This window comes from Streptomyces sp. NPDC052301 (assembly GCF_044593395.1).
GTDB lineage: Bacteria > Actinomycetota > Actinomycetes > Streptomycetales > Streptomycetaceae > Streptomyces.
This window is the reverse complement of record NZ_JBIUBE010000013.1, coordinates 17954-39686: the sequence shown is the minus strand read 5'-3', so window position 1 is coordinate 39686 and position 21733 is coordinate 17954. Positions and strand designations below refer to the sequence as shown.

21 protein-coding genes and 4 pseudogenes are annotated in these 21733 nt (G+C 72.4%); 12 read left to right on the top strand and 13 right to left on the bottom strand.

Features of this window, described 5'->3' with window-relative positions:
- Positions 1–37 precede the first annotated feature (37 nt).
- Complete coding sequence (locus ACIHEJ_RS30490; RefSeq protein WP_400140310.1) at positions 38–697, bottom strand: dienelactone hydrolase family protein; 660 nt, start codon at positions 695–697, stop codon at positions 38–40.
- Positions 645–1939, bottom strand: a pseudogene (locus ACIHEJ_RS30485) (MFS transporter). Before ACIHEJ_RS30485 ends, ACIHEJ_RS30490 begins: the two are co-directional and overlap by 53 nt.
- Before the next feature lie 295 nt (positions 1940–2234).
- On the opposite strand from ACIHEJ_RS30485, the gene ACIHEJ_RS30480 reads away from it, so the two are divergent.
- The 3 genes from ACIHEJ_RS30480 (at position 2235) to ACIHEJ_RS30470 (ending at position 5605) form a co-directional block, all read left to right on the top strand.
- Positions 2235–3050 carry an SAM-dependent methyltransferase gene (locus ACIHEJ_RS30480; protein WP_400140309.1) on the top strand — a complete coding sequence of 272 codons (816 nt, stop codon included), beginning with the start codon at positions 2235–2237 and terminating at the stop codon, positions 3048–3050.
- 198 nt (positions 3051–3248) lie between these two features.
- Positions 3249–4880 (top strand): sigma-70 family RNA polymerase sigma factor, encoded by a 1632-nt coding sequence (locus ACIHEJ_RS30475; protein ID WP_400140308.1) that lies wholly within the window; start codon positions 3249–3251, stop codon positions 4878–4880.
- Between the two features lie 128 nt (positions 4881–5008).
- On the top strand, positions 5009–5605 hold the full coding sequence (locus ACIHEJ_RS30470; protein WP_400140307.1) for a DUF4232 domain-containing protein: 597 nt from the start codon (positions 5009–5011) through the stop codon (positions 5603–5605).
- A 119-nt stretch (positions 5606–5724) separates the two neighbouring features.
- Here ACIHEJ_RS30470 and ACIHEJ_RS30465 read toward each other — a convergent pair whose 3' ends face one another.
- Entirely contained in the window at positions 5725–5970 is a 246-nt protein-coding gene (locus ACIHEJ_RS30465) for a hypothetical protein (RefSeq protein WP_400140306.1), read from the bottom strand.
- A 310-nt stretch (positions 5971–6280) separates the two neighbouring features.
- Positions 6281–7330: a LysR family transcriptional regulator gene (locus ACIHEJ_RS30460; RefSeq protein WP_400140305.1), complete on the bottom strand. Its 1050-nt coding sequence runs from the start codon at positions 7328–7330 to the stop codon at positions 6281–6283.
- Positions 7331–7448: 118 nt separating this feature from the next.
- Between ACIHEJ_RS30460 and ACIHEJ_RS30455 the strand changes: the two genes are divergently transcribed.
- The 3 genes from ACIHEJ_RS30455 to ACIHEJ_RS30445 all read left to right on the top strand — a co-directional run bounded on the left by ACIHEJ_RS30455 (position 7449) and on the right by ACIHEJ_RS30445 (position 10190).
- On the top strand, positions 7449–8369 hold the full coding sequence (locus ACIHEJ_RS30455; protein WP_400140304.1) for a zinc-binding dehydrogenase: 921 nt from the start codon (positions 7449–7451) through the stop codon (positions 8367–8369).
- A 71-nt stretch (positions 8370–8440) separates the two neighbouring features.
- Positions 8441–8875 (top strand): nuclear transport factor 2 family protein, encoded by a 435-nt coding sequence (locus ACIHEJ_RS30450; RefSeq protein ID WP_400140303.1) that lies wholly within the window; start codon positions 8441–8443, stop codon positions 8873–8875.
- A 247-nt stretch (positions 8876–9122) separates the two neighbouring features.
- Positions 9123–10190 carry an alpha/beta hydrolase family protein gene (locus ACIHEJ_RS30445; RefSeq protein WP_400140302.1) on the top strand — a complete coding sequence of 356 codons (1068 nt, stop codon included), beginning with the start codon at positions 9123–9125 and terminating at the stop codon, positions 10188–10190.
- Here ACIHEJ_RS30445 and ACIHEJ_RS30440 read toward each other — a convergent pair.
- The 3 genes and pseudogenes from ACIHEJ_RS30440 to ACIHEJ_RS30430 form a co-directional block, all read right to left on the bottom strand.
- Positions 10183–10407 (bottom strand): annotated as a pseudogene (locus ACIHEJ_RS30440) (MFS transporter); the annotation flags it as partial. The gene ACIHEJ_RS30445 and the pseudogene ACIHEJ_RS30440 sit on opposite strands and share 8 nt — an antisense overlap.
- 56 nt (positions 10408–10463) lie before the next feature.
- Positions 10464–10697, bottom strand: a pseudogene (locus tag ACIHEJ_RS30435) (aldehyde dehydrogenase family protein); the annotation flags it as partial.
- 193 nt (positions 10698–10890) lie between these two features.
- A complete protein-coding gene (locus ACIHEJ_RS30430) occupies positions 10891–11067 on the bottom strand; it encodes a hypothetical protein (RefSeq protein WP_400140301.1) in 177 nt (58 codons plus the stop codon).
- Here ACIHEJ_RS30430 and ACIHEJ_RS30425 point away from each other — a divergent pair.
- The 3 genes and pseudogenes from ACIHEJ_RS30425 to ACIHEJ_RS30415 all read left to right on the top strand — a co-directional run.
- Positions 11066–11443, top strand: a pseudogene (locus ACIHEJ_RS30425) (LysR substrate-binding domain-containing protein); the annotation flags it as partial. The gene ACIHEJ_RS30430 and the pseudogene ACIHEJ_RS30425 overlap by 2 nt on opposite strands.
- 54 nt (positions 11444–11497) lie before the next feature.
- Complete coding sequence (locus tag ACIHEJ_RS30420) at positions 11498–12256, top strand: IclR family transcriptional regulator (protein ID WP_400140300.1); 759 nt, start codon at positions 11498–11500, stop codon at positions 12254–12256.
- Between the two features lie 92 nt (positions 12257–12348).
- Positions 12349–13506, top strand: coding sequence for a PP2C family protein-serine/threonine phosphatase (locus ACIHEJ_RS30415; protein WP_400140299.1), 1158 nt, complete (start codon positions 12349–12351; stop codon positions 13504–13506).
- Between the two features lie 20 nt (positions 13507–13526).
- Here the strand turns inward: ACIHEJ_RS30415 and ACIHEJ_RS30410 are convergent, their stop codons facing one another.
- A complete protein-coding gene (locus ACIHEJ_RS30410; protein ID WP_400140298.1) occupies positions 13527–13952 on the bottom strand; it encodes an ATP-binding protein in 426 nt (141 codons plus the stop codon).
- Between the two features lie 191 nt (positions 13953–14143).
- Here ACIHEJ_RS30410 and ACIHEJ_RS30405 point away from each other — a divergent pair, with 191 nt between their 5' ends.
- Positions 14144–14911: an IclR family transcriptional regulator gene (locus tag ACIHEJ_RS30405; protein WP_400140297.1), complete on the top strand. Its 768-nt coding sequence runs from the start codon at positions 14144–14146 to the stop codon at positions 14909–14911.
- A 42-nt stretch (positions 14912–14953) separates the two neighbouring features.
- Positions 14954–16468, top strand: a complete 1515-nt coding sequence (gene glpK / locus ACIHEJ_RS30400) for a glycerol kinase GlpK (RefSeq protein WP_400140296.1) — start codon at positions 14954–14956, stop codon at positions 16466–16468.
- A gap of 20 nt (positions 16469–16488) precedes the next feature.
- On the opposite strand, the gene ACIHEJ_RS30395 is transcribed toward glpK, so the two are convergent.
- Positions 16489–16968: an HIT family protein gene (locus ACIHEJ_RS30395; RefSeq protein WP_400140295.1), complete on the bottom strand. Its 480-nt coding sequence runs from the start codon at positions 16966–16968 to the stop codon at positions 16489–16491.
- Complete coding sequence (locus ACIHEJ_RS30390) at positions 16965–17975, bottom strand: helix-turn-helix domain-containing protein (RefSeq protein ID WP_400140294.1); 1011 nt, start codon at positions 17973–17975, stop codon at positions 16965–16967. Before ACIHEJ_RS30390 ends, ACIHEJ_RS30395 begins: the two co-directional genes overlap by 4 nt.
- Positions 17976–18145: 170 nt before the next feature.
- Between ACIHEJ_RS30390 and ACIHEJ_RS30385 the strand changes: the two genes are divergently transcribed.
- The gene (locus ACIHEJ_RS30385; RefSeq protein WP_400140293.1) at positions 18146–18553 is read left to right on the top strand and encodes a peptidase inhibitor family I36 protein; all 408 of its coding nucleotides are present in this window, start codon (positions 18146–18148) and stop codon (positions 18551–18553) included.
- Between the two features lie 136 nt (positions 18554–18689).
- Here the strand turns inward: ACIHEJ_RS30385 and ACIHEJ_RS30380 are convergent, their stop codons facing one another.
- The 3 genes from ACIHEJ_RS30380 to ACIHEJ_RS30370 all read right to left on the bottom strand — a co-directional run bounded on the left by ACIHEJ_RS30380 (position 18690) and on the right by ACIHEJ_RS30370 (position 21609).
- Positions 18690–19868, bottom strand: coding sequence for a DSD1 family PLP-dependent enzyme (locus ACIHEJ_RS30380; protein ID WP_400140292.1), 1179 nt, complete (start codon positions 19866–19868; stop codon positions 18690–18692).
- 100 nt (positions 19869–19968) lie between these two features.
- Positions 19969–21354 (bottom strand): Fic family protein, encoded by a 1386-nt coding sequence (locus ACIHEJ_RS30375; RefSeq protein WP_400140291.1) that lies wholly within the window; start codon positions 21352–21354, stop codon positions 19969–19971.
- Positions 21355–21441: 87 nt separating this feature from the next.
- Positions 21442–21609 carry a hypothetical protein gene (locus ACIHEJ_RS30370; protein ID WP_400140290.1) on the bottom strand — a complete coding sequence of 56 codons (168 nt, stop codon included), beginning with the start codon at positions 21607–21609 and terminating at the stop codon, positions 21442–21444.
- Between the last annotated feature and the right edge of the window lie 124 nt (positions 21610–21733).

The following is a 21733-nucleotide window of genomic DNA, read 5'->3' as shown; positions in this document are numbered from 1 at the left end:
ACGGCCAGGGCCTGTCCCTGCGACGCAGGGCCTGCCCCTAGGACGCCGGCCTCGCGCGCAGACACTCCCTGCACCACTGACGGACCGTCTCCGCGACCTGCTCCAGGGCGCCGGGTTCCTCGAAGAGGTGGGTGGCACCCGGGACCACGTGCACCTCGGCGGTGACGCGGAGGCGCCGCGCCGCCTCCTCGTTGAGCCGCAGCACCTCGTGGTCCCGGCCGCCGACGACGAGCAGGACCGGCGCGCGTACGGCGGGCAGCACGTCCCCGGCCAGGTCCGGCCGGCCGCCGCGGGAGACCACGGTCAGGACGCGGTCGGGGTGCTCGGCGGCGGCTCGCAGCGCAGCGGCGGCACCCGTGCTCGCGCCGAAGAGGACGACGGGCAGGTCACGGGTACGGGGCTGCGTGCCGAGCCACTCCATGGCGGCCACGAGGCGACGCCCCAGCAACGGGATGTCGAAGCGGTGCTCGGCCGTGACGACGTCCCGGCGTTCCTCCTCCTCGGTCAGCAGATCGATCAGGAGGGTGCCCAGCCCGGCCTCCCGCAGCGCGGCGGCGACCGCCCGGTTGCGCGGACTGTGCCGGGAACTGCCGCTGCCGTGCGCGAACAGCACCACGGCCCGCGCGGACTCGGGCACCACGAGATCACCCGGGAGCACGCCGCCGCCGGCGGGCACCACAACCGTCTCGGTGTTCATGGCGATCAACTTCTCCGGAAGACTGTGCGGCTCGGAGCGCGTGCGTTGCTCCATACGCCAGGTACCCCGGTGCCGGTCCGGCTACCGACGCGAGGCCCGGCACGGCGGCGCGGCGCGGTGCACGGTTGTTCACCCGACGGCCGGCCAGCAGCACCGTGCAGGCTCCGGCGGTCAGCAGCCCGCCCGCGAGGAAGGCGCCCCGCACGCCGGCGTAGCGCAGGACCAGTGCGCCGAGTGCCGCGCCCGCCGCGATACCGGCGTTGTAGGCACCGGAGTTCGCCGCGAGCGCGATGTCCGTGCGGCCCGGCGCGCACCCCAGCATCCCGTGCTGGGTGATCATGAACACCGGCCCGAGTGCCTGTCTGCGCCAGGAACACCACCACGGCCACCTGGTCGGCGCCGGCCGCGCACAGGCCGAGCATGCCCACCGCCTGCGTGGCCACGGCAGCGGTCAGCGCGGAGCGTGGACGACGGTCCACAAGCGCCCCCGTGAGGGTCACACCGGCCAGCCACGCACCGCCGAACGCCACCAGCAGGACGCTGACGCCGTTCGGGGAGAACCCGCTCACGTCGCCCAGACACCTCCGACGTAGGTGTAGCCCGCGAACGCCCCCGTGGCCGACAGCGTCCCGGCCGCCAGGACGATCCCGAACCGGCGGACGTCGGGACCGGTGCCGTAGGCCGCCGGCTCCTCGTCCGGACGCGAGGCCGGCAGCGAGACGGCGATCGTCACGAGCGAGACCAGGCCCAGCCCGGCCGGCAGGGCGGCCGGCACCTGCCACTCGCTCCGCCGGCCCAGCCAGGTCCCGGCGGGCACCCCGAGCACCAGGGCGAGTGAACCGGCGACGGACAGCGCCGCCGTCACACGCCCGCGGACCTCGGGTGCGAACAGGCCCACCGCCACCGGCCCCATCACGGCCCAGAACAGCGCCTGGGCGAGCGCAGTCAGCAGCCGCGCCCCGAGGAGCAGCCAGTAGGAGGTGGCCGGAGCCGCGGCCAGACTGGACACCACGAGCGTGGCGAGCAGCCCCGTGAGCACATGACGCCGGGGCACGGCCCGCGTGACATGGGCGAGCGGCAGGGACACCAGGGCCACGGTCACGCCGTACCCGGTGACCAGCAGGCCGACCGCCGACACCGAGACCCGCAGGCTCGCGGAGATGAGCTCCAGGAGGCCGATCGGCAGGTTCGGAGGCCGATCGGCAGGTTCTCCGCCGTGTTGAAGGTGAAGGCGGCCGGCATGAGGGCCGCGAGCACCGCCGGCCCCCGCCGGGGAGCCGGTCGCCCCGTACGCGTACGAACCGGTGCCGCCCTCGTCCGACGCGCCTGGTCCGTGGCACCGTCCGTGGATCCAGCTCACCGGGATCGCAGGCCTGACCGCAACCGAATTCGTCGACGCCCGGTGGGGGAGCGCGAGGACCGAGACCGATGGCTGTCCGCCTGACGGAGATGCGAACTGGTGGGCGCGGGGCGGAGGTTCGGCCGTATGTTGTGCGGTGAATGATCCATGCCTCGGTTGGAAGACGGACACGAACTCATGACTGATCCCGCGACGACGCCGGAGCCGGCGGAGCACCGGAAGATCGACACGTCGGTACCGCACTCGGCCCGCATCTGGAACTACTGGCTGGGCGGCAAGGACAACTACCCCGTCGACGAGGAGGCCGGCGACGCGTACAGCGCCGTCTTCCCCGGCATCGTCACCATCGCCCGCAGCAGCCGTGCCTTCCTGCGCCGCAACATCACCTACCTGGTCCGCGAGGCCGGCATCCGGCAGTTCCTGGACGTCGGCACCGGCCTGCCGACCGCCGAGAACACCCACGAGGTCGCCCAGCGGCTCGCTGCGGAGGCCCGGATCGTGTACGTCGACAACGACCCGATGGTGCTGGCGCACGCCCGTGCCCTGCTCTACTCCTCCGCTGAAGGCGCGACCGCGTACGTCGACGCCGACGTGACGGATCCCGAGCGGATCCTCGCGGCGGCCGCCGAGACACTGGACCTCAGCCGCCCGACCGGGCTCATCCTGAGCAACATCCTCGGCCACGTCGCCGACTACGCACAGGCCCGCGGCATCGTGGACCGGCTGATGGACGCGCTGCCCGCGGGCAGTCACCTGTCCGTCAACGACGGGTCACGGGGGATCGACCCGGTCTTCGAGGAGGCTCAGGACTCCTACAACAGCAGCGGCGCCGTCCCGTACAACCTGCGCAGCGTCGAGGAGATCACCGGGTTCTTCGACGGCCTGAAACTCATCGAGCCCGGCGTCGTCCCGGTCACGCAGTGGCGTCCGGAGCCCGGCTCGCCGGCTCCGGAGATCGTCGCCGAGCACGGCGGCCTCGCCCTGAAGCCGTAACCGCGGCACGGCAGAAGCCGTAACCCGCAGCACGGGCCGTCCGCCACCGTTGCCCGCGGTGGCGGACCGGGCCCCCTCCCACGCCGAGCACCGCGCAGAAAAAGTCTGTCTTTTTCGAACAAGTGTTATCCGGGGCGCATCGAACTGTCTCCCAAGTATCGGACACAATCGTTCGGCGTCGAGGACAGGAAGCATTTGATGAGCGCACAGCACGCCGTGGAGACGGCGGCACTGGTGACCGCTGCCCGGGAGGGTGACATACGGGCCCAGGACGCCCTGGTCAACGCATACCTCCCCCTGGTCTACAACATCGTGGGCCGTGCCCTGAACGGCTCGGTGGATGTGGACGACGTGGTGCAGGAGACCATGCTGCGCGCTCTCGACGGTCTCGGCGGTCTGCGTACTCCCGAACGTTTCCGCTCCTGGCTGGTCGCGATCGCGATGAACCAGGTCCGCACGCACTGGCAGGACCGGCAGTCCGCCCCGGCCGGCGTGGAGGAGGCCGAGGACCTGGCCGATCCGGGCGCCGACTTCGTCGATCTGACGGTGATGCAGTTGCAGCTCTCCGGGCAGCGCCAGGAGACCGCGCGCGCGACGCGCTGGCTGGAGCCGGACGACCGCGGACTGCTCTCACTGTGGTGGCTGGAGTGCGCCGGCGAGCTGACCCGGGCCGAGGTCGCCGCGGCCCTGGACCTGTCGCCCCAGCACACGGCTGTCCGCGTGCAGCGGATGAAGGCGCAGCTGGAGGCCGCCCGCGTGGTGGTACGCGCGCTCGACGCACGCCCGCTGTGCGAGGAACTCCGCGTCGTGCTCGCCCCCTGGGACGGCAGGCCCTCGGCGTTGTGGCGCAAGCGAATAGCCCGGCATGCCCGCGGCTGCGTCCGCTGCTCCGGTCTGTGGAGCGGACTGATGCCCGCCGAGGGGCTGCTGGCCGGTCTGGCGCTGGTCGCGGCGTCCGCCGTGCTCGTCGAGGGCGTGCGCTCCGCCACCGGCGGGACGGCAGCGGCCGGCTTCGCCACCCCGCTCGGCACCTCCGGGAGCCGGACGGGTCCGGGAACCGGACCACGTGCCGCACAGGGCCGGACGGCCTCCCGCAGCGAGTCCCGCCGACGCCGGCGCTACCGGCGTCGCACCCTGACCGGTGCCGTCGTCGCCGCGTGCGTCGCGGGAGGCGGCCTCTGGTACTTCGGCACGGGCCCCGGAACCGGATCCGAGGGGACGACCGCCGACCGAGCCGCGGACGTCCCCGCCGTGGACCTCTCCGCACCCAGCGCCGCCGAGACCACGCCGTCGGCGTCGCCCTCCCCGTCGCCGTCCGCCTCGAAGTCGAAGAAGCCGCGCCCCTCCAAGACGCCGAAGCCCGCCACGAAGAGCCAGTCGGCGCCGCGGCGCTCCACGCCGCCGGCCGCGCCGTCGGCCAGTGCACCGCAGGCACAGTCGGCTCCGGCAGGCACCGTCGGCCAAGTGGTCGCGCTGGTCAACAAGGAGCGTGCGGCCGCCGGCTGCGGTCCGCTCACCGAGGATCCGCAACTGGAGAAGGCGGCACAGGGCCACTCCGACGACATGGCCGCCCGCCACTTCTTCGACCACACCAATCCGGACGGAGCCGACCCGGGGCAGCGCATCACCGCGGCCGGCTACCGCTGGTCCACCGAAGGGGAGAACATCGCCCAGGGCCAGCAGACCGCCGACTCCGTGATGCAGGCCTGGATGAACAGCCCCGGCCACCGCGCGAACATCCTCAACTGCTCCTTCAAGGACATCGGCGTGGGCGTCCACCAGGGCCCGGGCGGCCCCTGGTGGACCCAGGACTTCGGCGCCGAGCTGTGACGCCACCCCCGGCGAGACGGGGGGCCTTCGGTGGCGGGTTCTGTCCGCAGTGAACTTTTCCCGCGCTGTGCTCATCACACCTGAGGGAAGGCGAAACAGAGAGCCGAACGAGAGGGAGAACGCTCACCATGACGCAGAAGCACCACAGCCACGAGTCCCAGGGCGCTCCGGCCGCGCGCTCCGACCGCGGCCGGCGCCTCGCACGAGCGACGCTCGCCGCGACGACCGTCGTCGGGCTGGGGATCACCGGAGCCGGTGTCGCGCAGGCCGGACAGGCGGGTGCCACGACCGGGGCGCCGACCTGCGCCGTGTCCGGCCTGAAGGCGTCGTTCGGCAAGGGCCTGGCCGGCGGTATGAACCATCAGGGCGTTGTGATCAAACTGAAGAACACGAGCGCCCACGCCTGCCTGTTGCGGGGCTACCCGGGCCTCGGCCTGGAGGACTCCGCTCACCGGACGCTCCCTTCGACGACTCACTGGGGAGACACCTGGTACGCGAAGAGCCCCGCCAAGGCCACCCTGACCCTCGGGACGGGGCAGAGCGTCGAGGCCGTCATGGCCTGGACGCATGCCAACACCGGCACGTCCGACGCCGTCCACGCCGCCTACCTCGAGGTCACGCCGCCGGCGGCGACCAGCCACAAGACGCTCAAGTTCCCGCAGTGGGTCGACCACGGCGACCTCCGGGTCACCGCACTCGCGTACCGGATCCCCGTCGAGGACTGACAGTCGACGCCCGGATTCCGGCCCGGACGTGGAAGAGGCAGGAACGGCCGGGCGAGGCCGGCGGCCGCTGGGCCGCCGGCCATCCTCCTGTCCCTGCCGTTCCTGCCTGCGGTCGTCCCCTAGAAGACGATCACCACGAAGCCGCCGCCGACGAAGCCGTTGCGGAAGCCGTTGTTGAAGCCGTTGTTGAAGCCGTTGTTGAAGAAGCCGCCGCGGCCGCCGAAACCGTCACAGCCACCGTAGAAGCCACCGTTGAAGCAGTTGTGGCTGAAGTGGGCGGGGACGTTCGTCGGGGTGGCTGCCGAGGCCGTACCTGCGGCGCCTACTGCGGCGCCGCCGGCCATGAGAACGCCGGCTGCAGACATTGCGAGGCGACGCCTCGCTCGCTGTCCAATCATGGGCCTACCTTCTTTCCACCCCTCGCGGGCCATCGCAGGACGAGGGGGACGGTCGCTGTCGCGTGGGAACCCACGGTGCGACCACGGGTGTCGCCACGTACGGAGGAAACACTGTCTTGCACGTCATCGGCTGACGGCCCCGATGATGAGGATCATCACCGATGGCGGGCGTACCTCCGGCACGCGGCCCTTTCTCATCACGCTAGCCGCACCGCGCCGACCCGGCATCTCGCGCCGTCACGCATCGTGCATTTCCGCAGGTCAGAGGCCATGAAGTTCACTTTTTGACGCCCAGCCCGGCCCCCGCCGACCCGAGGGCGTCATGGTCCGTCTCGGGCAGCCAGTGCCGCGCCGGGTCGTAGCTCAGCCAGCCGTCTTCGCGTGCGCGGTGGGCGAAGGCGTCGAGCAGGCGGGGCAGATGGGGGTGCCCGACGTCGGTGCGCCACACGAGGTGCCAGGCGTAGAGCGGGGTGGGGTCGGCCACGGGCAGCTCCCGCAGACCGGCGTGCGGCGGGATGTCCACGTCGGCGGGGAGCAGGGAGAAGGCCTCGGGGTGGTCGCGGAGGTGGTCGAAGAACGCGTCGAGCCCGAGGTTGACGCCGCCGAAGTCGCCCGGCACACCGAACCGTTCGGCGAACCGGCCGAGGAAGGTGACCTGGTGCGCCGACGCCGGGAACCACAGCCGACCGCCGCGCGCCTCGGCCGGCCGGAGCGGGCTGACCGACGCCAACGGGCTGTCCCCGGCCATGACGGCTTTGACGGGTTCCAGGCGCACCAGCCGACTGGTCAGTCCGGTCGGCCACGGCTCGTCGAGGGCGTGGACGCGGCCGAGCGCCACGTCGATGCGGCCGTCGCGCAGGGCGTCCAGGGCGGCGGGGAAACCCGGATGAGGACTCACCTCGAGGTCGACCTCGGGCGCCTCGGCCAGGACGGCCCTGATCGTGCGCAGGGGCGCGAACATATGGCCCCACACGCTCATCCGCAGTCGGCGCGGCCGTTCCTCGCGGGCGGCGGCGACCGCCTCGTCCCCGGTGCGCAGCGCCTCCGCCGCCGGGTCGAGGAAACGGCGTCCCGCAGCGGTGAGTTCCACGCCTCCTCCGACGCGTTCGAACAGCTTGACGCCGAGCGTCTCCTCGAGGCGGGCGATCCGCTTGGACAACGCCTGCTGGGTGAGGTGGAGTTGGGCCGCCGCCTGGCCGAAGTGCAGCCGCCGGGCCGCCGCGACGAACGCCCTGACCTGTGCCAGGTCGAGATCCACTGCCTTGACCTCCTGCGACAACCGGCGGTTGTCGAGTCCGCCGAACGGCTGTTGGACACCCCCTCCCACCAGGGGTTTTCCTGGATCCGGCCGGTCACGGAGCTGACGGACACCGGCCCCCTGGCAACCCACCGCTGATCAAGGAGTGTGTCATGCCTGCCCATCTGCAGCCGAGACGGGGGACCCGGTGAAGGCGCTGCTGCCCACGGGACGGGCCGAGGAGCCGGTCGGGTTCGGTGAGGTCGATCAGCCCAGGCCCGCGGCGGGGGAAGCCGTGGTCAAGGTCGAGGCGTTCTCCGTCAACCGGGGCGAGATGCTCCAGCTCGACGGGGTGCTGGCGGGCGGTGAACGGCCCGGCAAGGACATCGCCGGACTCGTCGTCCAGGCCGCCGCGGACGGCACCGGCCCCCAGGTCGGTCAGCGGGTCGTGGGACATCCGCCGGCCGGCGGGTGGGCCGAGTACGTGGCCGTGCCCACCGATGCGCTCGCCGTGCTGCCGCAGGTCGTCTCGACGGTCACGGCGGCGGCGCTGCCGCTGGCGGGACTGGCCGCGCTGCGGCTGCTGCGTGCGGCCGGGTGCGTCTCCGGGCACCGCGTGCTGATCACCGGGGCCTCCGGGGGAGTGGGGCACTACTTCACCGAGCTGGCCGTGGGCGCCGGTACGAAGGTCACCGCCGTCACCGCGACGCCGGAGCGCGGCAGGCGCCTCGCCGAGCTGGGCGCCGAGGTGATCCACCACCTCGACGACGCGTGCGGGCCGTACCACGTGGTCCTCGAGTCCATCGGCGGGCCGTCGACCGCCCAGGCGCTGTCGCTGCTGCGGCCGCGCGGCCGGATGATCTGGTTCGGCCAGGCCTCGGGCGAGCCCGCCTGCTTGAACTTCTTCGACTTCTTCGCCGGTCCGCGGTCGGCGACCGTCCAGCACTTCCACTACCTGGACGCCGACGAGCCGTTCGGCACCGACCTCGACGCCCTGGTCCGCCTGGTGGCCGAGGGACGCCTGCACCCGGAGATCGGCCGGACCGAGGACTGGGGCGGCACCGCCGAGGTCCTGGCCGACCTGCGCGACCGCCGTATCCGCGGCAACGCCGTGCTCACGCTCGGCTGACACGTCCACGGCCCTCAGCCGGCCACCGGGCCGACCACCACCGGCCCTTCCCGACTCACGAGGAGTTCACCATGCGCACCACCGACCCGAAGGCCGTCGTCACCCGCTACGTCGAGGCCGTGATCGCCGGAGACGTCGACGCGATCCGCGACAGCTTCGCCGAGGACGCCACCTGGACCTACCCGGGCGACGTCCCGGTGCTGTCCGGCACCTGGACCGGACGCGACACCATCGTCGACGACTTCCTCGGCGCGGCGGGCGGCCGGCTGTTCGTCCCCGGCAGTGTGGCGATCGAGCTCACCTGGATCATCGCCGAGGGCGACCGGGTGGTCGCCGAATGGACGTCGAAGGCGGAGGCGGCCACCGGCGGCGGGACGTACGACAACCGCAACGTCGGCGTCTTCACCGTGCGCGGCGGACGCATCGCCGCGGTCCGGGAGTTCACCGACACCCTCCACGCCGCCACGGTGCTCTTTCCCGAGCGCACCCCGGACACGGCGGCCTGACCTGGCCACCGAGGATCCGCTCACGGCGGCCTGACCTGGCCAACGAGGATCCGCTCGCGGCGGTCTGACCTGGCCACCGAGGATCCGCTCGCGGCGGTCTGACCTGGCCACCGAGGATCCGCTCACGGCGGTCTGACCTGGCCACCGAGGATCCGCCCTCGACCACCGGACGCCCACGACGACCACCGGCCGACCACGACCACGACCACCACGACGACCACGACGACCACGACGACCAGGAATGACGATGGCTGACGACACGACCACCCCCTTCCTCGAACTGCCCGACGTGCTGCCGCAGTTCATCGCCTCCCACCACTCCCGTGCCACGGGCGCCGGGCTCGATCCGCACGAGTACGCCCGGGTCACCGCACAGCTGACCGCCCTCCAGGACTGGCCGGAGGCCTTCCGCACGGCGGCGCGCGGCCACCTCGAAGCCGCCGAACGAAGCGAGGCCGCGGGCCACGGCATCTCGGCCGGCGAGGCGTTCCGCACGGCGGCCCGCTGGTTCCACTACGCCGTCCTGCTCCCTCATCCGGACCGGGAGACAGCGGCGCTCGCCGCCACGGAGGCCGACCAGGCCATGGGCCGGGCCCTGGCCCACCTCGACCCGGACGCGGTACGGCTCGCGGGCCCGTCGTTCGCCGGATGGCTCAGGCGCCCCGCGCGGGCCGCGACGCCCCGGCCCCCCGTGGTGATCGTGGTGCCCGGGCTCGACTCGGGCAAGGAGGAGTTCCACGACGTCACCGACGCACTGCTGCGGCGCGGCGTGGCGACGTTCACCATGGACGGCCCGGGACAAGGGGTGCTGGCGGCGACGACCACACCCCGTGCGGACTACCACCACGTCATCGGCGAGGTGATCGACGCCCTGGAGGCGCACGGCGACGTCGACGCCACCGCGACCGGGGTCATCGGCCTGAGCCTGGGCGGCTTCTACGCCGCCGTCTGCGCCGCGTACGAGCCGCGGATCCGGGCCACCGCGACCGTCTCGGGGCCGTACCGACTGCGCTGGGAGGAGGCACCGCCGTTCGTCACCGACACGCTCTCCCAGCGCACCGGCGGCCGGCTGCAGGCCGAGGAGTTCGCCGGGCGCGTCGATCTGCGTGGCATCGCCGCACGCATCGGCTGCCCGCTGCGCGTCGTGGACGGCGGAGCGGACGTCATCCCGGGCGTCACCAACGGCGAGCCGCTGGCCCGCGAGGCACCGCGGGGCGAGTACCTGCTCGTGCCGCACGGTGACCATCTGCTCGGCAACGCCCGGGCCGACTGGCTGCCGTCCACGTGCGACTGGCTCGTCGGCGCGCTCAGGTGACTGCCGGTTCGACGGCCTCCACCGGGGCGGTGCCGGTCCGGCCCGGCAGCGTGAGCACCGCCAGGAAGCCGGCGACGGCCACGGCGGCGAAGAAGTAGAAGCCCCACGGGTGCCCGATCCCGGCTGTGACCAGGGAGCCCGTGATCGACGGGCCGACGATCGAGCGGATGCGGCCGATACCGGAGGCCGAGCCGAGGGCCGTGCCGCGGATCGCCGACCGGCCGGGCGGCGCCGGGCGAACGACCAGCGCGCCTCCTCGGAGGTGAGCACCTCACCCTGCGGATGCGTCGGCAGCGCCGCGCACCCGAAGCACTCGCCCGGGGCCAGCTGCACCCCGAAACCGGCCTTGGCCCGCACCGAGCCCGCCTCGCGCCCCAGCCAGTCCTCGATCTCGGCGGCGTGCTCGGTGAACAGCTCGCCCGCGCGCCGCAGTACGGCCGACCGCTGCTGCGGGGTCGCGGCCCAGGCCCGCTGCGCCTCGGCGGCCCGTGCGGCGGCGCGGCCCACGTCCTCGGCCGTGGCCAGGCCCACGGTGCGAGCTGGGCCGCCGTCGCCGGCTCGGTCACCGGCTGCTCGAGGGCGGCGGCCTGCCGGCCGTCGCTGTAGCACTTCTTGCTCCAGACGTCGCTGTCCAGGAGTGTCATCGGTTTCCGTTCCGTCGCCCCGTGGCGGATGAACTCGGGTGAGTGGGGGAGCCCGCTCAGGAGGGCTCGGTGAGCGCCGTGTCGACCTGCACCAGCCGGGGGCCGTCCGGGCGTTCGGAGAGCACGGCCCGCAGCTCGTCCACGCCGTCGACGTGCCGGGCGTCCACCCCGCAGCCCTCCGCGATGCGGGTGAAGTCGATCCCCGGGACGTCCGTGCCCGGCGCGTCCGGCACCCTCGCCGAGCTCACGGCCGAGCACCACGCGACGGTGTACGGCCCGAGCGGTCATGTCGTCCCGCGGTCCACGGCGGCCACCCACGGGCTCCTCGACCGCGTGGCCGTGGACGCCACCCGCTTCACGATGCTGCCCTACCTGCTCGAGCGGACCGACCTCATCGCGAGCGTCCCCGAGTACGTCCGCGAGGTCTTCACCGCCTCCCACCGGCTTCGCCTGGTACGGCTCCCCTTCGAGACCGAGCCGATCGAGGTCGCGCTCTACGCCCGGCACGAAGCCTCTCGCAGCCCCTCGCAGCGCTGGCTGGTCCAGTTCATGGCCGAGGTCCTGGGCGAGCTGGTCAGTCCTGCACAGCTGCCACCGACGGCCGGCTGAGCAGGGGCCGGACGGACCTTGCCACGGCCGAGTGCCTGCGCGCACGCTGGTCCCATGTCCAGTGACAACGGCCCGACGCTCATCACGTCCGTCCAGCGGGCCCTGCGATTGCTGGAAGCGGTGAGCACGCACCAGAACGGCGCGCCGGCGAAGCAGCTGGCACGCGAGACGGACCTGCCCCTGGCCACCGCCTACCACCTGCTGCGGACGCTGGTCCACGACGGATACGTGCGCAAGCTGGACGACGGCGGCTTCGTGCTGGGTGACAAACTGCAGGCCCTGCACACCGCCGGGCGTGACCAGGTGCTGCTGAGCCGCGTCCGCCCCGCCCTCGCCGCTCTGCGCGACCAGCTGGGCGCCCCCGCCTACCTCACGTTCTACGAGGAGGGCGAGATCAGGGTCGCCGAGATCGTCGACGGCCCCCGGGCTCCCCGGGTCGACCTCTGGGTGGGATTCGAGGACGCGGGGCACGCCACCGCACTCGGCAAGTCCGTGCTGCGCGAACTGGACGACGACGCCCGCCGGGACTACCTGGCCAGGCACCACCTCGCCGACCTCACCCCGAGGACCGCCACCAGCCTCCCGGAACTGCTCCGCAGGCTCGACTGCGCGCCCGCGGATCCGGCCGTCACCGACCTCGAGGAGTATGCGCTGGGCACGGTGTGCGTCGCCGTACCCGTCCACTGCGGGGACATCCTCGGCTCGCTCGGTGTCTCCCTCCCGAAGGAGCAGCAGTCACGGCTCGCGGAGATCCGCTCACGACTGGTCCCGGTCGCGGACCGCGTGACCAGGAGCCTGTCGCTCACTATCTGAAAAGCCGCTCCTTGTGACCGCCTGACCGGAACCCGTTTCCTGGAAACACCGGTATTCCAGGGTGCCCCGACAGGTGAGGACTGCGGACACAGATGAGCGAGACCCGCGACCATGGTCACGACCACCGCCCCAGGCGGCCGTCCAGCAACCATGTGAGCGCTCTGCGTACGTCGGCCCTGGGGCGTGCCGCCAACCCGCTGGCGGCCGGCACGCCCGTGCTGCCGACCGTGCTCATCGCCTTCATCGTGCTCGTCGACGTCGTCGGCGGGGCCGGACTGATCTGGCTGCCGCTGCTGGCGGCCGGGCCCGCACTGGCCGCCGCCACCAACGGGCCGCGGGGCGTGCTCTGCGTCGGTCTGCTCGCCGTCGTGGTGGGCGCGGTGATGGGCAGGGACGGGGTTCCGCACCGCGGGCTGCCGGCCGTACTGGCGGCGCTGGTGGCCGTCACCCTGGCCAGCGGCCTGGCCAGCGCGCTGCGTGGCCGCAAGGAACGGGTGCTCGCCGCCGTCCGTTCGGTGGCGGAGGCCGCCCAGCAGGCCCTGCTGAAGCCCGTACCGGAGACCGTCGGCCCGTTCCGGGTGGCGGTCCGCTACAGCGCCGCGGCGGCGGAAGCCCGGATCGGCGGCGATCTCTACGCCCTGGTGCCCACCCCGCACGGGGTCCGGCTGATCGTCGGTGACGTGCGCGGCAAGGGGTTGCCGGCGGTCAGTACCGCCGCGCTCGTGCTCGGTGTCTTCCGCGAGGCCGCCTACGACGAGCCCGACCTCCTCGCCGTCGTCAACAGGATCGAACGGAGCCTGGCGCGCAATCTCGGCCCCGACGACTTCGTCACCGCCGTGGTCGCCGGACATCCGCGGCCGGGGCACCTGGAGATGGTCAACTGCGGTCACGGGCCTCCGCTGCTCATCTCCGCATCGGGAGACGTCGAGGTCGTGGAGCCCGTCCGTCCGGCTCCGCCCCTCGGGCTGCGCGCCCTCTCCGGGGAGACCCCCCATCTGCAGCGCCTGCCGTTCGCCGACGGCGACCAGCTGCTGCTCTACACCGACGGCGTCACCGAGGCCCGTGATCACGCCCGCGCCTTCTATCCGCTCGCCGAAGCGGTGGCCCGGCACGTCAGCGACGAGCCGGCCCGCACCCTCACCGCGGTGCACGACGAACTGCTGGCACACGTGGGTGGCCGGCTGCACGACGACGCGGCCCTGCTGCTGCTCCGCAAGCAGCCCGTGCCGGAACCGGCACTCGCCTCCTAGCCCAGCCCGCGACTCCTGGCTCAGACCGCGACGAGATCGGCCCAGCGGGTGACACCGCCCGCATGGGTACGCGACCCATGGCGAGTCGCCAGCGCGCGCACGATCTCCTGACCGCGACCGCACTCGTCGGGGTCGATCCCCAACCGCGACTGCCCCGGCGGAAGCGCGGGTCCCGCGTCGGTGACCTCGATGTGCAACGTGCCCGTGCCGCCGGCACGGACCCACGACAGCCGCAGCATGGCCGGCGGTGCCGCGTGGATCACCGCATTGGTGACCAGCTCCGACACCACGAGCAGAGAGTCCTCGACGATCTCCGGGGACACGCGCCAGTCGGCGAGGACCGCGCCCACGCGGCGGCGGACGGCCGAGACGGCCCCGGCGACGGGCGGCAGCGGACACATGTGTTCGCAAGCCTCCCGAACCAGCGTATTGAGCTGCATCGCCATCTTGTCTCCTGGGTGATCATCGCCCCCGCCGGGGCACCGGCCGCAGGTTGCCGACCTCCAAGCACGCTAGGGAGTGGGTCGGAGGCGGTCAATGAACGAGGGTCGGCATTACCGAACGCCGCAGCTCGGCAGAGCCGAAGCCGGTACCCGCACGACCAGCGAACCGTCCCCGGCGGTAATAGGCTCGCCTCATGGCCGGCCCAGTCCAGTCGATCGAACGGGCGGCGGCGATCCTGCGTCTGCTCGCCGGCGGCCCCCGCCGACTCGGGCTCGGCGAGGTGGCCGCCTCGCTGGGACTGGCGAAGGGCACCGCCTACGGCATTCTGCGCACGCTCCAGCACGTGGACTTCGTGGAACGCGACGCGGCGACCGGGAAGTACCAGCTCGGAGCCGCGCTGCTGCACCTCGGAACGAGCTACCTGGACGTCAACGAGCTGCGCTCACGCTCGATCAACTGGGCCGACGCGCTGGCCGCCCGCAGCGGCGAAGCCGTCCGCCTGGGCACGCCCCTGGAGGGCCAGGTCCTCGTCATCCACCACGTCTTCCGGCCGGACGACACGCTGCAGACCCTGGACGTCGGCTCGCTGCTGCCGCTGCACGCCTCCTCGCTGGGCAAGGTCCTGCTGGCCTACGGGACCGCGTCCCTGGAGTCGGCCACGGAAACGGGACTGGACGCCTACACGCGGCACACCCTGATCACCCTGGAGCAGCTCGACCGGGCGCTCGCCGAGGTCCGGGAACACGGGTGGGCCACCGAGGTCCAGGAGATGAGCATGGGGGACGCCGGGCTCGCCGCCCCGATCCGAGGACAAGGCGGCCTCGTCGTGGGTGCCATCGGTGTCTCCGGCCCCGTGGAGAGGATCTGTGACAGCCAGGGGCGCCCGCGGCCGACTCTGCTCACCCTGCTCCGCGAGGCCGCGCGGGCGATCTCCAGAGACCTGGGCGCCGCGCGCTGGTAGGGCCGGCCCGGTCTTCCTCAACCGTCGGAAGGCACAGCGATCATGGTGGAACGGTACGTACTGTCCATCGACCAGGGCACCAATTCCACCCGATGCATCCTGTTCGACCACCGCGGTCGGCTCGTCTCGGTCGCCCAGCGGGAGCACCAACAGCATTTCCCCCGGCCCGGATGGGTCGAGCACGACGCCGTCGAGATCTGGCAGAACCTGCAGCGCGTCGTCCCCGAGGCACTGTCCGTCGCCGCCGTCGACGCAGACCGGATCGCCGCCGTCGGGCTGGCCAACCAGCGGGAGACGACGGTGGTCTGGGACCGGCGGACGGGCGCCCCCATCGGCAGGGCGATCGTCTGGCAGGACACCCGCACGGCGTCGCTGGTGGAGGAACTCAGACGACAACCGGGAGACGAGTTCTTCCAGGAACGCTGCAGCCTCGTACCCTCCACCTATTTCTCGGCACTGCGGCTGCGCTGGCTGTTCGACCACGTCAAAGGACTGCGGCAGCGCGCGCAGGACGGCGAGGTGCTGTTCGGGACGATGGAGAGCTGGCTGATCTGGAACCTCACCGGAGGCGCCGACGGCGGCCTGCACATCACCGACGTCACCAATGCCAGCCGCACCATGCTCATGAACATCCGCACCCTCACCTGGGACGACGAGCTGCTGGCCCTCTTCGGCGTCCCCCGGCCCATGCTGCCCGAGATCAGGCCCTCCGCCGAGCCGTACGCCGAGGCCGGCGCACTGCTCCCCGGCGTCCGTATCACCGCAGCCCTCGGCGACCAGCAGGCCGCCCTCTTCGGCCAGACCTGCTTCTCCCCGGGGGAGGCGAAGTGCACGTACGGAACGGGCAGCTTCCTGCTGCTCAACACGGGCACCGATCTCGTACGGTCGCGTCACGGGCTGCTGACGACCGTGGCCTACAAGATCGGGGACCAGCCGCCGGTCTACGCCCTGGAGGGTTCGATCGCCGTCACCGGCTCGCTCGTCCAGTGGTTCCGTGACCGTCTGGGGCTGATCAGCAGCGCGCCCGAGATCGAGACCCTGGCACGGACGGTCGAGGACAACGGCGGTTGCTACATCGTCCCGGCCTTCTCCGGTCTGTTCGCACCCCGGTGGCGCAGCGACGCCCGCGGGGTCATCGTCGGCCTCACCTCCTACATCACCAAAGGGCACCTGGCCCGTGCCGTGCTGGAGGCCACCGGCTGGCAGACACGCGAGGTCGTCGACGCCATGAACGCCGACTCCTCCGTCCCCCTGAAGCAGCTCAAGGTGGACGGCGGCATGACGGCGGACAACCTCCTCATGCAGTTCGTCGCCGACGTGCTCGACGTCCCCGTGGTACGACCGATGGTCGCGGAGACGGTCTCGCTCGGCGCCGCCTACGCCGCCGGTCTCGCCGCGGGCTACTGGCCGGACCTGGAGGTCCTGCGCCGCAACTGGCACCGGGCCGCCGAATGGCTGCCCATGATGGACCCCGGCCGCCGGGAGGCGGAGTACGAGGACTGGCAACGAGCCGTGGAACGTTCCCTGGGCTGGGCCAGGCCGTCAGGACCCACCTGACCGGTCCGACACCCACGCCGTCAGGCCACCGCGCTCAGCCGGTCCAGTTCTCCGCCGATCGCCGCCCGCAGCGGGTCGTGCCGCGGCCCCAGTCGGTACTGCTCGTCGCTCCACCGCTCGGGCGGATACAGCCACACGGGCTTGCCCGCCACCTCGTCCGGCTCCCACGCGAACCGCGGCCAGACGTGGGCGTGCAGGAAGGGGTCCGTGTTTCCCAGGATCTCCAGATTGACCCGGCGGAAGTCGCCGTCCAGACGCTGGCAGGCCCGCTCGACCGCTTCACCGAGCCGGTCCATGTCGGACAGGAACGCCAGCCGCTTGGCCCTCGGCAGGTCGGACAGCCGCTGCACCCCCGGTTCGTCGACGAGGAGAACCGAGTAGCCGGGCAGGAACTGGACATCTCCGATCACCGCGAACCCCGACGCGAGCCGCCGCAGCACCGTCGGGTTCTCGCCCCGCAGCGCGGCCCCGATCCGGTCCGTCCGCCAGTCTGTCGTCATGATCGCAACCTACCGTCGCCGGGCGGCCGTGCCGACGCCAGGTAGGCGGCGCGGTACTCGCTGGGCGTCATGCCCATGGTCGCCCGGAAGGCGCGGGTGAAGTCGGACGCCCGGGGGAAGCCCCAGCGGGCGCCGATGGCGTGGATGGGGACGTTCTGCCGGGCCGGGTCGGCGAGTTCCCGGCGGCACTGCGCGAGACGCTGCCGCCGGACGAAGGCGCAGACGGTGGTGCCCTGGTCGTGGAAGACGCGGTGCAGATAGCGCGTCGAGACGAAGTGTGCGGCGGCGATGGAGGCCGGGGTCAGGTCGGGGTCGTTCAGGTGCGCGTCGATGAAGTCACCGATCTGCTCGAACAGGACGCGCTGCCTGGACTCGGCCGGCAGCGCGCTCTGCGCTCCGCCGTGATGCGCGAGCAGGGCCGCCACGAGCTCGATCGCCGTGGCGCCGATCCGGGAGCCGTCCTGGAGGGTGAGGTCGGCATGCGTCTCGGCCAGTCCGGTCAGCATCTGGCACAGCAGCCGCCCGAGGCCGGACCGCCCGGAGAACGCTCTGCCGCACTGGGGCGCCACGATCTGCTCGCGCAGGGGCAGCAGACGCCTGGGGAACTGCAGGACGAGGCTGCGCGCGTCGTCGCCGTCCGGTCGCGGGCCCACCATGGCTTCGAAGGGCCGTGAACTGTCGTAGAACACCAGGTCGTCCGGGCCGAGTGCGGTGCGGTGTCCGGCCTGTTCCATGCCCTGGCCACCTGAGACGATCCATGCGAGCTGGTACAGCTCGGGGTCGCCCCTGCGGATGAGGCGGGGCGTGCGCCGGGAGGTGAGCGGCGTGTACGACAGCTCCGAGAGCTGGACGGGGCCGCAGGTCATGGTCTGGATCCGCGCCCTCATTCCGCTGCCGTCGGCAAAGCTGGTCCGGGTCGGCATGAGGGCCGCTTCCGTGGTCTCGCTCCAGGCCGCTCTCCTCTCCGCGGGCGGCAGTTGAGCTGTGTCCAGCACCGTGGTCGGCATGGCGTTCCCCCAACAGGTCGTGCGGTCACCCTCGATGATCCGCGGTGCCGCGCAGCGGGCGGAAGTGCGTTGCGAGCCAAGCCGAGTGCGCTCACCGCTGACGACCGGACGCATGCCTCGTCCGCATGATGAAGCCACCGATACACACACGGAGGAAAAGGAGCGAGTTCATGCGCTCGATGCGCACGGGGGTGATGGCGGTCGCCGCGGCGGCCGTGGCGGTCGTCGTGGCCGCTCCGGGTACGGCCACCGCGGCACCGAAGGCGGCGGTCAAGGACAGCTGTCCCAGCGGCTTCGTCTGCTTCTACCGCTACAAGGACTGGAAGGGCACGCCGTGCAAGTGGGACGTGCAGGATCCGGACTGGACGTCCGGCACGTACAAGTGCTCCTGGGCGACGAAGAACAACGTGATGTCGGTGTGGAACGCCGGCACCGACCCGTCGCTCACCGGCGTCGCGTACTACCTGAAGAAGAACTACGGCGACCGCGTCGGCTGCACCCGGCAGGGGCACGGCGGGAACCTGCAGGGGTCGTACAAGGTGCTCTCACACCGGTGGGTGGACGGTTCCTGCGGCTGATCCGCACCGATGGCCGGGGCCGTACGGCTGTCCCTCCGGACGGGGTGCGGTGCGGAAGCTCATCGGCTCTGCGGTGAGCTCCGGGAAGACGTCGCGGACGCGGGGACGGTCCTGCTGAACGGGGGGAGGGTCGTGCTCACCAGCCGCTGATGCGGTTCCACCGTGCCTGTACGGCCGGGGCCTTCGTCGCCGGCTGCGCGCTGTCGATCACGTGGTAACCGCGGTGCTGTGCCGCGGTGGCGCAGGCGTGGTTGGGCAGGACGCGCAGCCGGGTGCCCACGGGCAGATCGGGCAGGTGGGCGCCGTCGCGGGCGGTGAGGGTGCCGTGTTCCTGGCTGGCGGCGGTCATGACCAGGCCGGGGATCAGACGGCCGTCCAGGTCGGTGACGAGGCCGTAGCCCTGGTCCTGGGCCTGCGCGGCGGTGCCGCGGTCGCGGGACAGGGCCATCCAGCCGCCGTCGGTGATGATCCATCCGTATTCGGGGCGGTGGCCGATGACGGTGACGACGACGGACAGGGCGAGGTCGTCGAGACCGCAGACGCCGAGGCCGGCCATCACCAGGTCGAAGAAGACGTAGTTGCCCGCGCGCAGTTCGGTGACTCCGGTGAGGTCCTCGGCGGCGTGGGCGGTGGGGGTGGAGCCGACGCTGACCGTGGTCACGGGCAGGCCGGCCGCGCGCAGCCGTGCGGCGGCGGCGACGGCGCTGTCCCGTTCGTTCTTCGCCGCCAGGCGCCGGTCCTCGGCGGTGCAGGCGTGGTAGGACTCGCCCGCGTGCGTGAGCACGCCGTCCAGGCAGCCCGCCTCGTGCAGGACGCGGCCGATCTCCGGGAGCCCGGGGGCGTCGGGCTTGAGGCCGCCGCGGTGGCCGTCGCAGTCGATCTCGATCTGGGCCGGGATCGGAAGACCGGCCCGGCGGGCGGCTTCGGCGACGAACGCCGCCTGTTCGGAGCTGTCCAGCAGGATGCGCAGTCGGACACCACGGCGCAGTAGGGCGAGGACGCGGGGGAGCTTGTGGGGGTCGATGCCGACGGCGTAGGTGATGTCGGTGTAGCCGGCGTCGGCGAACGCCTCGGCCTCGGCCAGGGTGGAGACGGTCACGGGGCAGGGCGTGCCGTGCCCCAGGAGGGCGGCGACGTCGAGGCTCTTGGCCGTCTTCACATGGGGACGCAACGCGACGCCGAGCCGGCCGGCCCTGGCGGCCAGGCGTTCGATGTTCCGCCTGGCCCGGTGGAGGTCGACGACGGCGAACGGGGTGTCGGGGTCGGCCAGGGTCAGGGCGGCCTCGGGGAGGGTGGTGCTCGCGGGCGTGTTCACAGGAAGGTGTCCGCTCCTTCGCCTGACTGGACTGGTTATCTAGATCTGGACAATCAGCCTAAGGATCTTCCCTGTGGCTGTCCACCCTCCACGGTGTCGCTCAAGGTCGGTCCGGCTGCTGCACCACCTTCGACGCCCCACGGCGGGTCTGCGTGAGATGAATGTCGATGTACCGGGCGAGGGCCGGTCCGTCCAGCGGGTTGTCCGCCTGGAACGTGATACGGCGGAGCAGGCCGACCGCGTCCAGCGCGACGCCCTCGCGAGCCAGCACGAACACGAGGACGAGGAAGGCGGACCGGGCGTTGCCGTCGTCGAAGGGGTGGAAGAAGCAGACGTCGAGACAGGCACGTGCGGCGCGTGCGGTCAGTGGGAGGGGCCGTTCTGCGTCCTTCGCGCTCTCGGCCAGGCAGGCGTCGAGACGGACGCGGGTGTCCGGGCCGATGCCGTAGCGCTCCCGGCCGCGCTTGGCGAAGGCGGGCAGCTCGCGCAACGGCGGGGGTTGCGGTGTGCCCAGCACGTGCTGCTGCCAGCCGCGGAGCAGCTCGAAGTCGAGCAGGGCGTCGCCGGCCGCGGCGGAGCGCACGAGTTCCAGGGCGGCGAGCAGGCCTTCGGCGCGGGCGGGGTCCACGGCGTGGTCGAACACGCGGATGTCCTCGGCGGCGCCGTCGCGCACGGGGGTCACCGGTCCGGCTCCGCCGTCCTGCGGGCAGTCCTGCCAGGGCACGGCGTCGCGTATCGCCAGCCAGCGCTGCAGGTGGTCGGGCGTCGGCTCGGCGGGTGCTGCCGCGGCATCCGGCCGCAGTGACAGCGCGAGCCGTTCCGCGACATCGTCGACCAGCGCGTCGTCGGGGCCGGTCCAGCTCAGGAACCGGCCGCCGACGGCCTCGTCGACCAGGTCGCCCGCCACATCGGGTGCGACACCCCAGCGGCTGAGGAACCACCTGAGGACCTGCTTGCAGTGCCCGTACCAGCCGCTGCCGCAACCAGTGCGGTCGGTCACCTGCAGGATCAGGTTCCGGGCGGCGCGTTCCCACAGGATCCGCTGGTCCTCGATGTCGCCCAGATCCAGCGGGTGGGCCTCGAACCGCCAGGCGAGGCGCTCCAGCCACTCGCGCCACTCGCAGAGCGCCGCGACGGCACGGTCGAGCGTCTCCTCCGGGGTGGTGATCGAGTCCCGCGGGCAGCACCAGTGGCCGACCGGCCCTCCGTCGAAGTCCCCTTCGTCGTGCGACCAGCGCCAGCCGACGGTCCAGCGGCCGTAGTGTTCCACGAGGGCGTGCGACATGGCGTCGGCCCAGGGCTCGCCCTTCTCCCGGCACCAGGCGTACAAGGCCGGATCGACGATGGCGACGTCGGGGCGGCGTGGCACACGCCGGGCCGGCGCGAGAGAGCGCACCACCCGCGCCGCCGCCGCACTGTCGAAAGGAAGCCGGGCGGGGTCCACCTCGTCCCAGCTCAGACTGCCGGGAGAATGAGCGAGAATCACCGCCCAAGGCTGCCGGGTCGACCGGGTTCCCGTGCAAGCGAATTTCCGCGGGTCCGGAAGACGGGCAACGCCAGGTCGGCGAGCCGGCTAGCGGTCCGCCGCGGACGAGCCGGGCTCCGGGTCCGCGGCCCGGCCTTCGGCGCGTTCCTCCCGCTTGGGCTCGGCGGTGCGCGACGGCTTCTCCTTGCCGGCCTGCGCCTGCTCCTTCTCGAGGTGCTCGCGCACCTCCTCCGGCTTGTCACCCAGCTGTTCCATGGTCTGTCTCCGATCCCTCGGTGCCGGTGCCGGTGCCGGTGCTGCCCGGGACGGCGCCGGTGTCGCCGTTCTCGCACAGCCTGTCACGCGGCCCTGCCGACGGCTCGTCGAGCCCAGCGCACGT

Bases quoted from the DNA above. Each gene is read 5' to 3' on its own strand.
- ACIHEJ_RS30490 (WP_400140310.1), bottom strand. From the start codon at position 697: ATGAACACCGAGACGGTTGTGGTGCCCGCCGGCGGCGGCGTGCTCCCG.
- ACIHEJ_RS30480 (WP_400140309.1), top strand. From the start codon at position 2,235: ATGACTGATCCCGCGACGACGCCGGAGCCGGCGGAGCACCGGAAGATC.
- ACIHEJ_RS30475 (WP_400140308.1), top strand. From the start codon at position 3,249: ATGAGCGCACAGCACGCCGTGGAGACGGCGGCACTGGTGACCGCTGCC.
- ACIHEJ_RS30470 (WP_400140307.1), top strand. From the start codon at position 5,009: ATGACGCAGAAGCACCACAGCCACGAGTCCCAGGGCGCTCCGGCCGCG.
- ACIHEJ_RS30465 (WP_400140306.1), bottom strand. From the start codon at position 5,970: ATGTCTGCAGCCGGCGTTCTCATGGCCGGCGGCGCCGCAGTAGGCGCC.
- ACIHEJ_RS30450 (WP_400140303.1), top strand. From the start codon at position 8,441: ATGCGCACCACCGACCCGAAGGCCGTCGTCACCCGCTACGTCGAGGCC.
- ACIHEJ_RS30445 (WP_400140302.1), top strand. From the start codon at position 9,123: ATGGCTGACGACACGACCACCCCCTTCCTCGAACTGCCCGACGTGCTG.
- ACIHEJ_RS30420 (WP_400140300.1), top strand. From the start codon at position 11,498: ATGTCCAGTGACAACGGCCCGACGCTCATCACGTCCGTCCAGCGGGCC.
- ACIHEJ_RS30415 (WP_400140299.1), top strand. From the start codon at position 12,349: ATGAGCGAGACCCGCGACCATGGTCACGACCACCGCCCCAGGCGGCCG.
- ACIHEJ_RS30410 (WP_400140298.1), bottom strand. From the start codon at position 13,952: ATGGCGATGCAGCTCAATACGCTGGTTCGGGAGGCTTGCGAACACATG.
- ACIHEJ_RS30405 (WP_400140297.1), top strand. From the start codon at position 14,144: ATGGCCGGCCCAGTCCAGTCGATCGAACGGGCGGCGGCGATCCTGCGT.
- glpK (WP_400140296.1), top strand. From the start codon at position 14,954: ATGGTGGAACGGTACGTACTGTCCATCGACCAGGGCACCAATTCCACC.
- ACIHEJ_RS30395 (WP_400140295.1), bottom strand. From the start codon at position 16,968: ATGACGACAGACTGGCGGACGGACCGGATCGGGGCCGCGCTGCGGGGC.
- ACIHEJ_RS30390 (WP_400140294.1), bottom strand. From the start codon at position 17,975: ATGCCGACCACGGTGCTGGACACAGCTCAACTGCCGCCCGCGGAGAGG.
- ACIHEJ_RS30385 (WP_400140293.1), top strand. From the start codon at position 18,146: ATGCGCTCGATGCGCACGGGGGTGATGGCGGTCGCCGCGGCGGCCGTG.
- ACIHEJ_RS30370 (WP_400140290.1), bottom strand. From the start codon at position 21,609: ATGGAACAGCTGGGTGACAAGCCGGAGGAGGTGCGCGAGCACCTCGAG.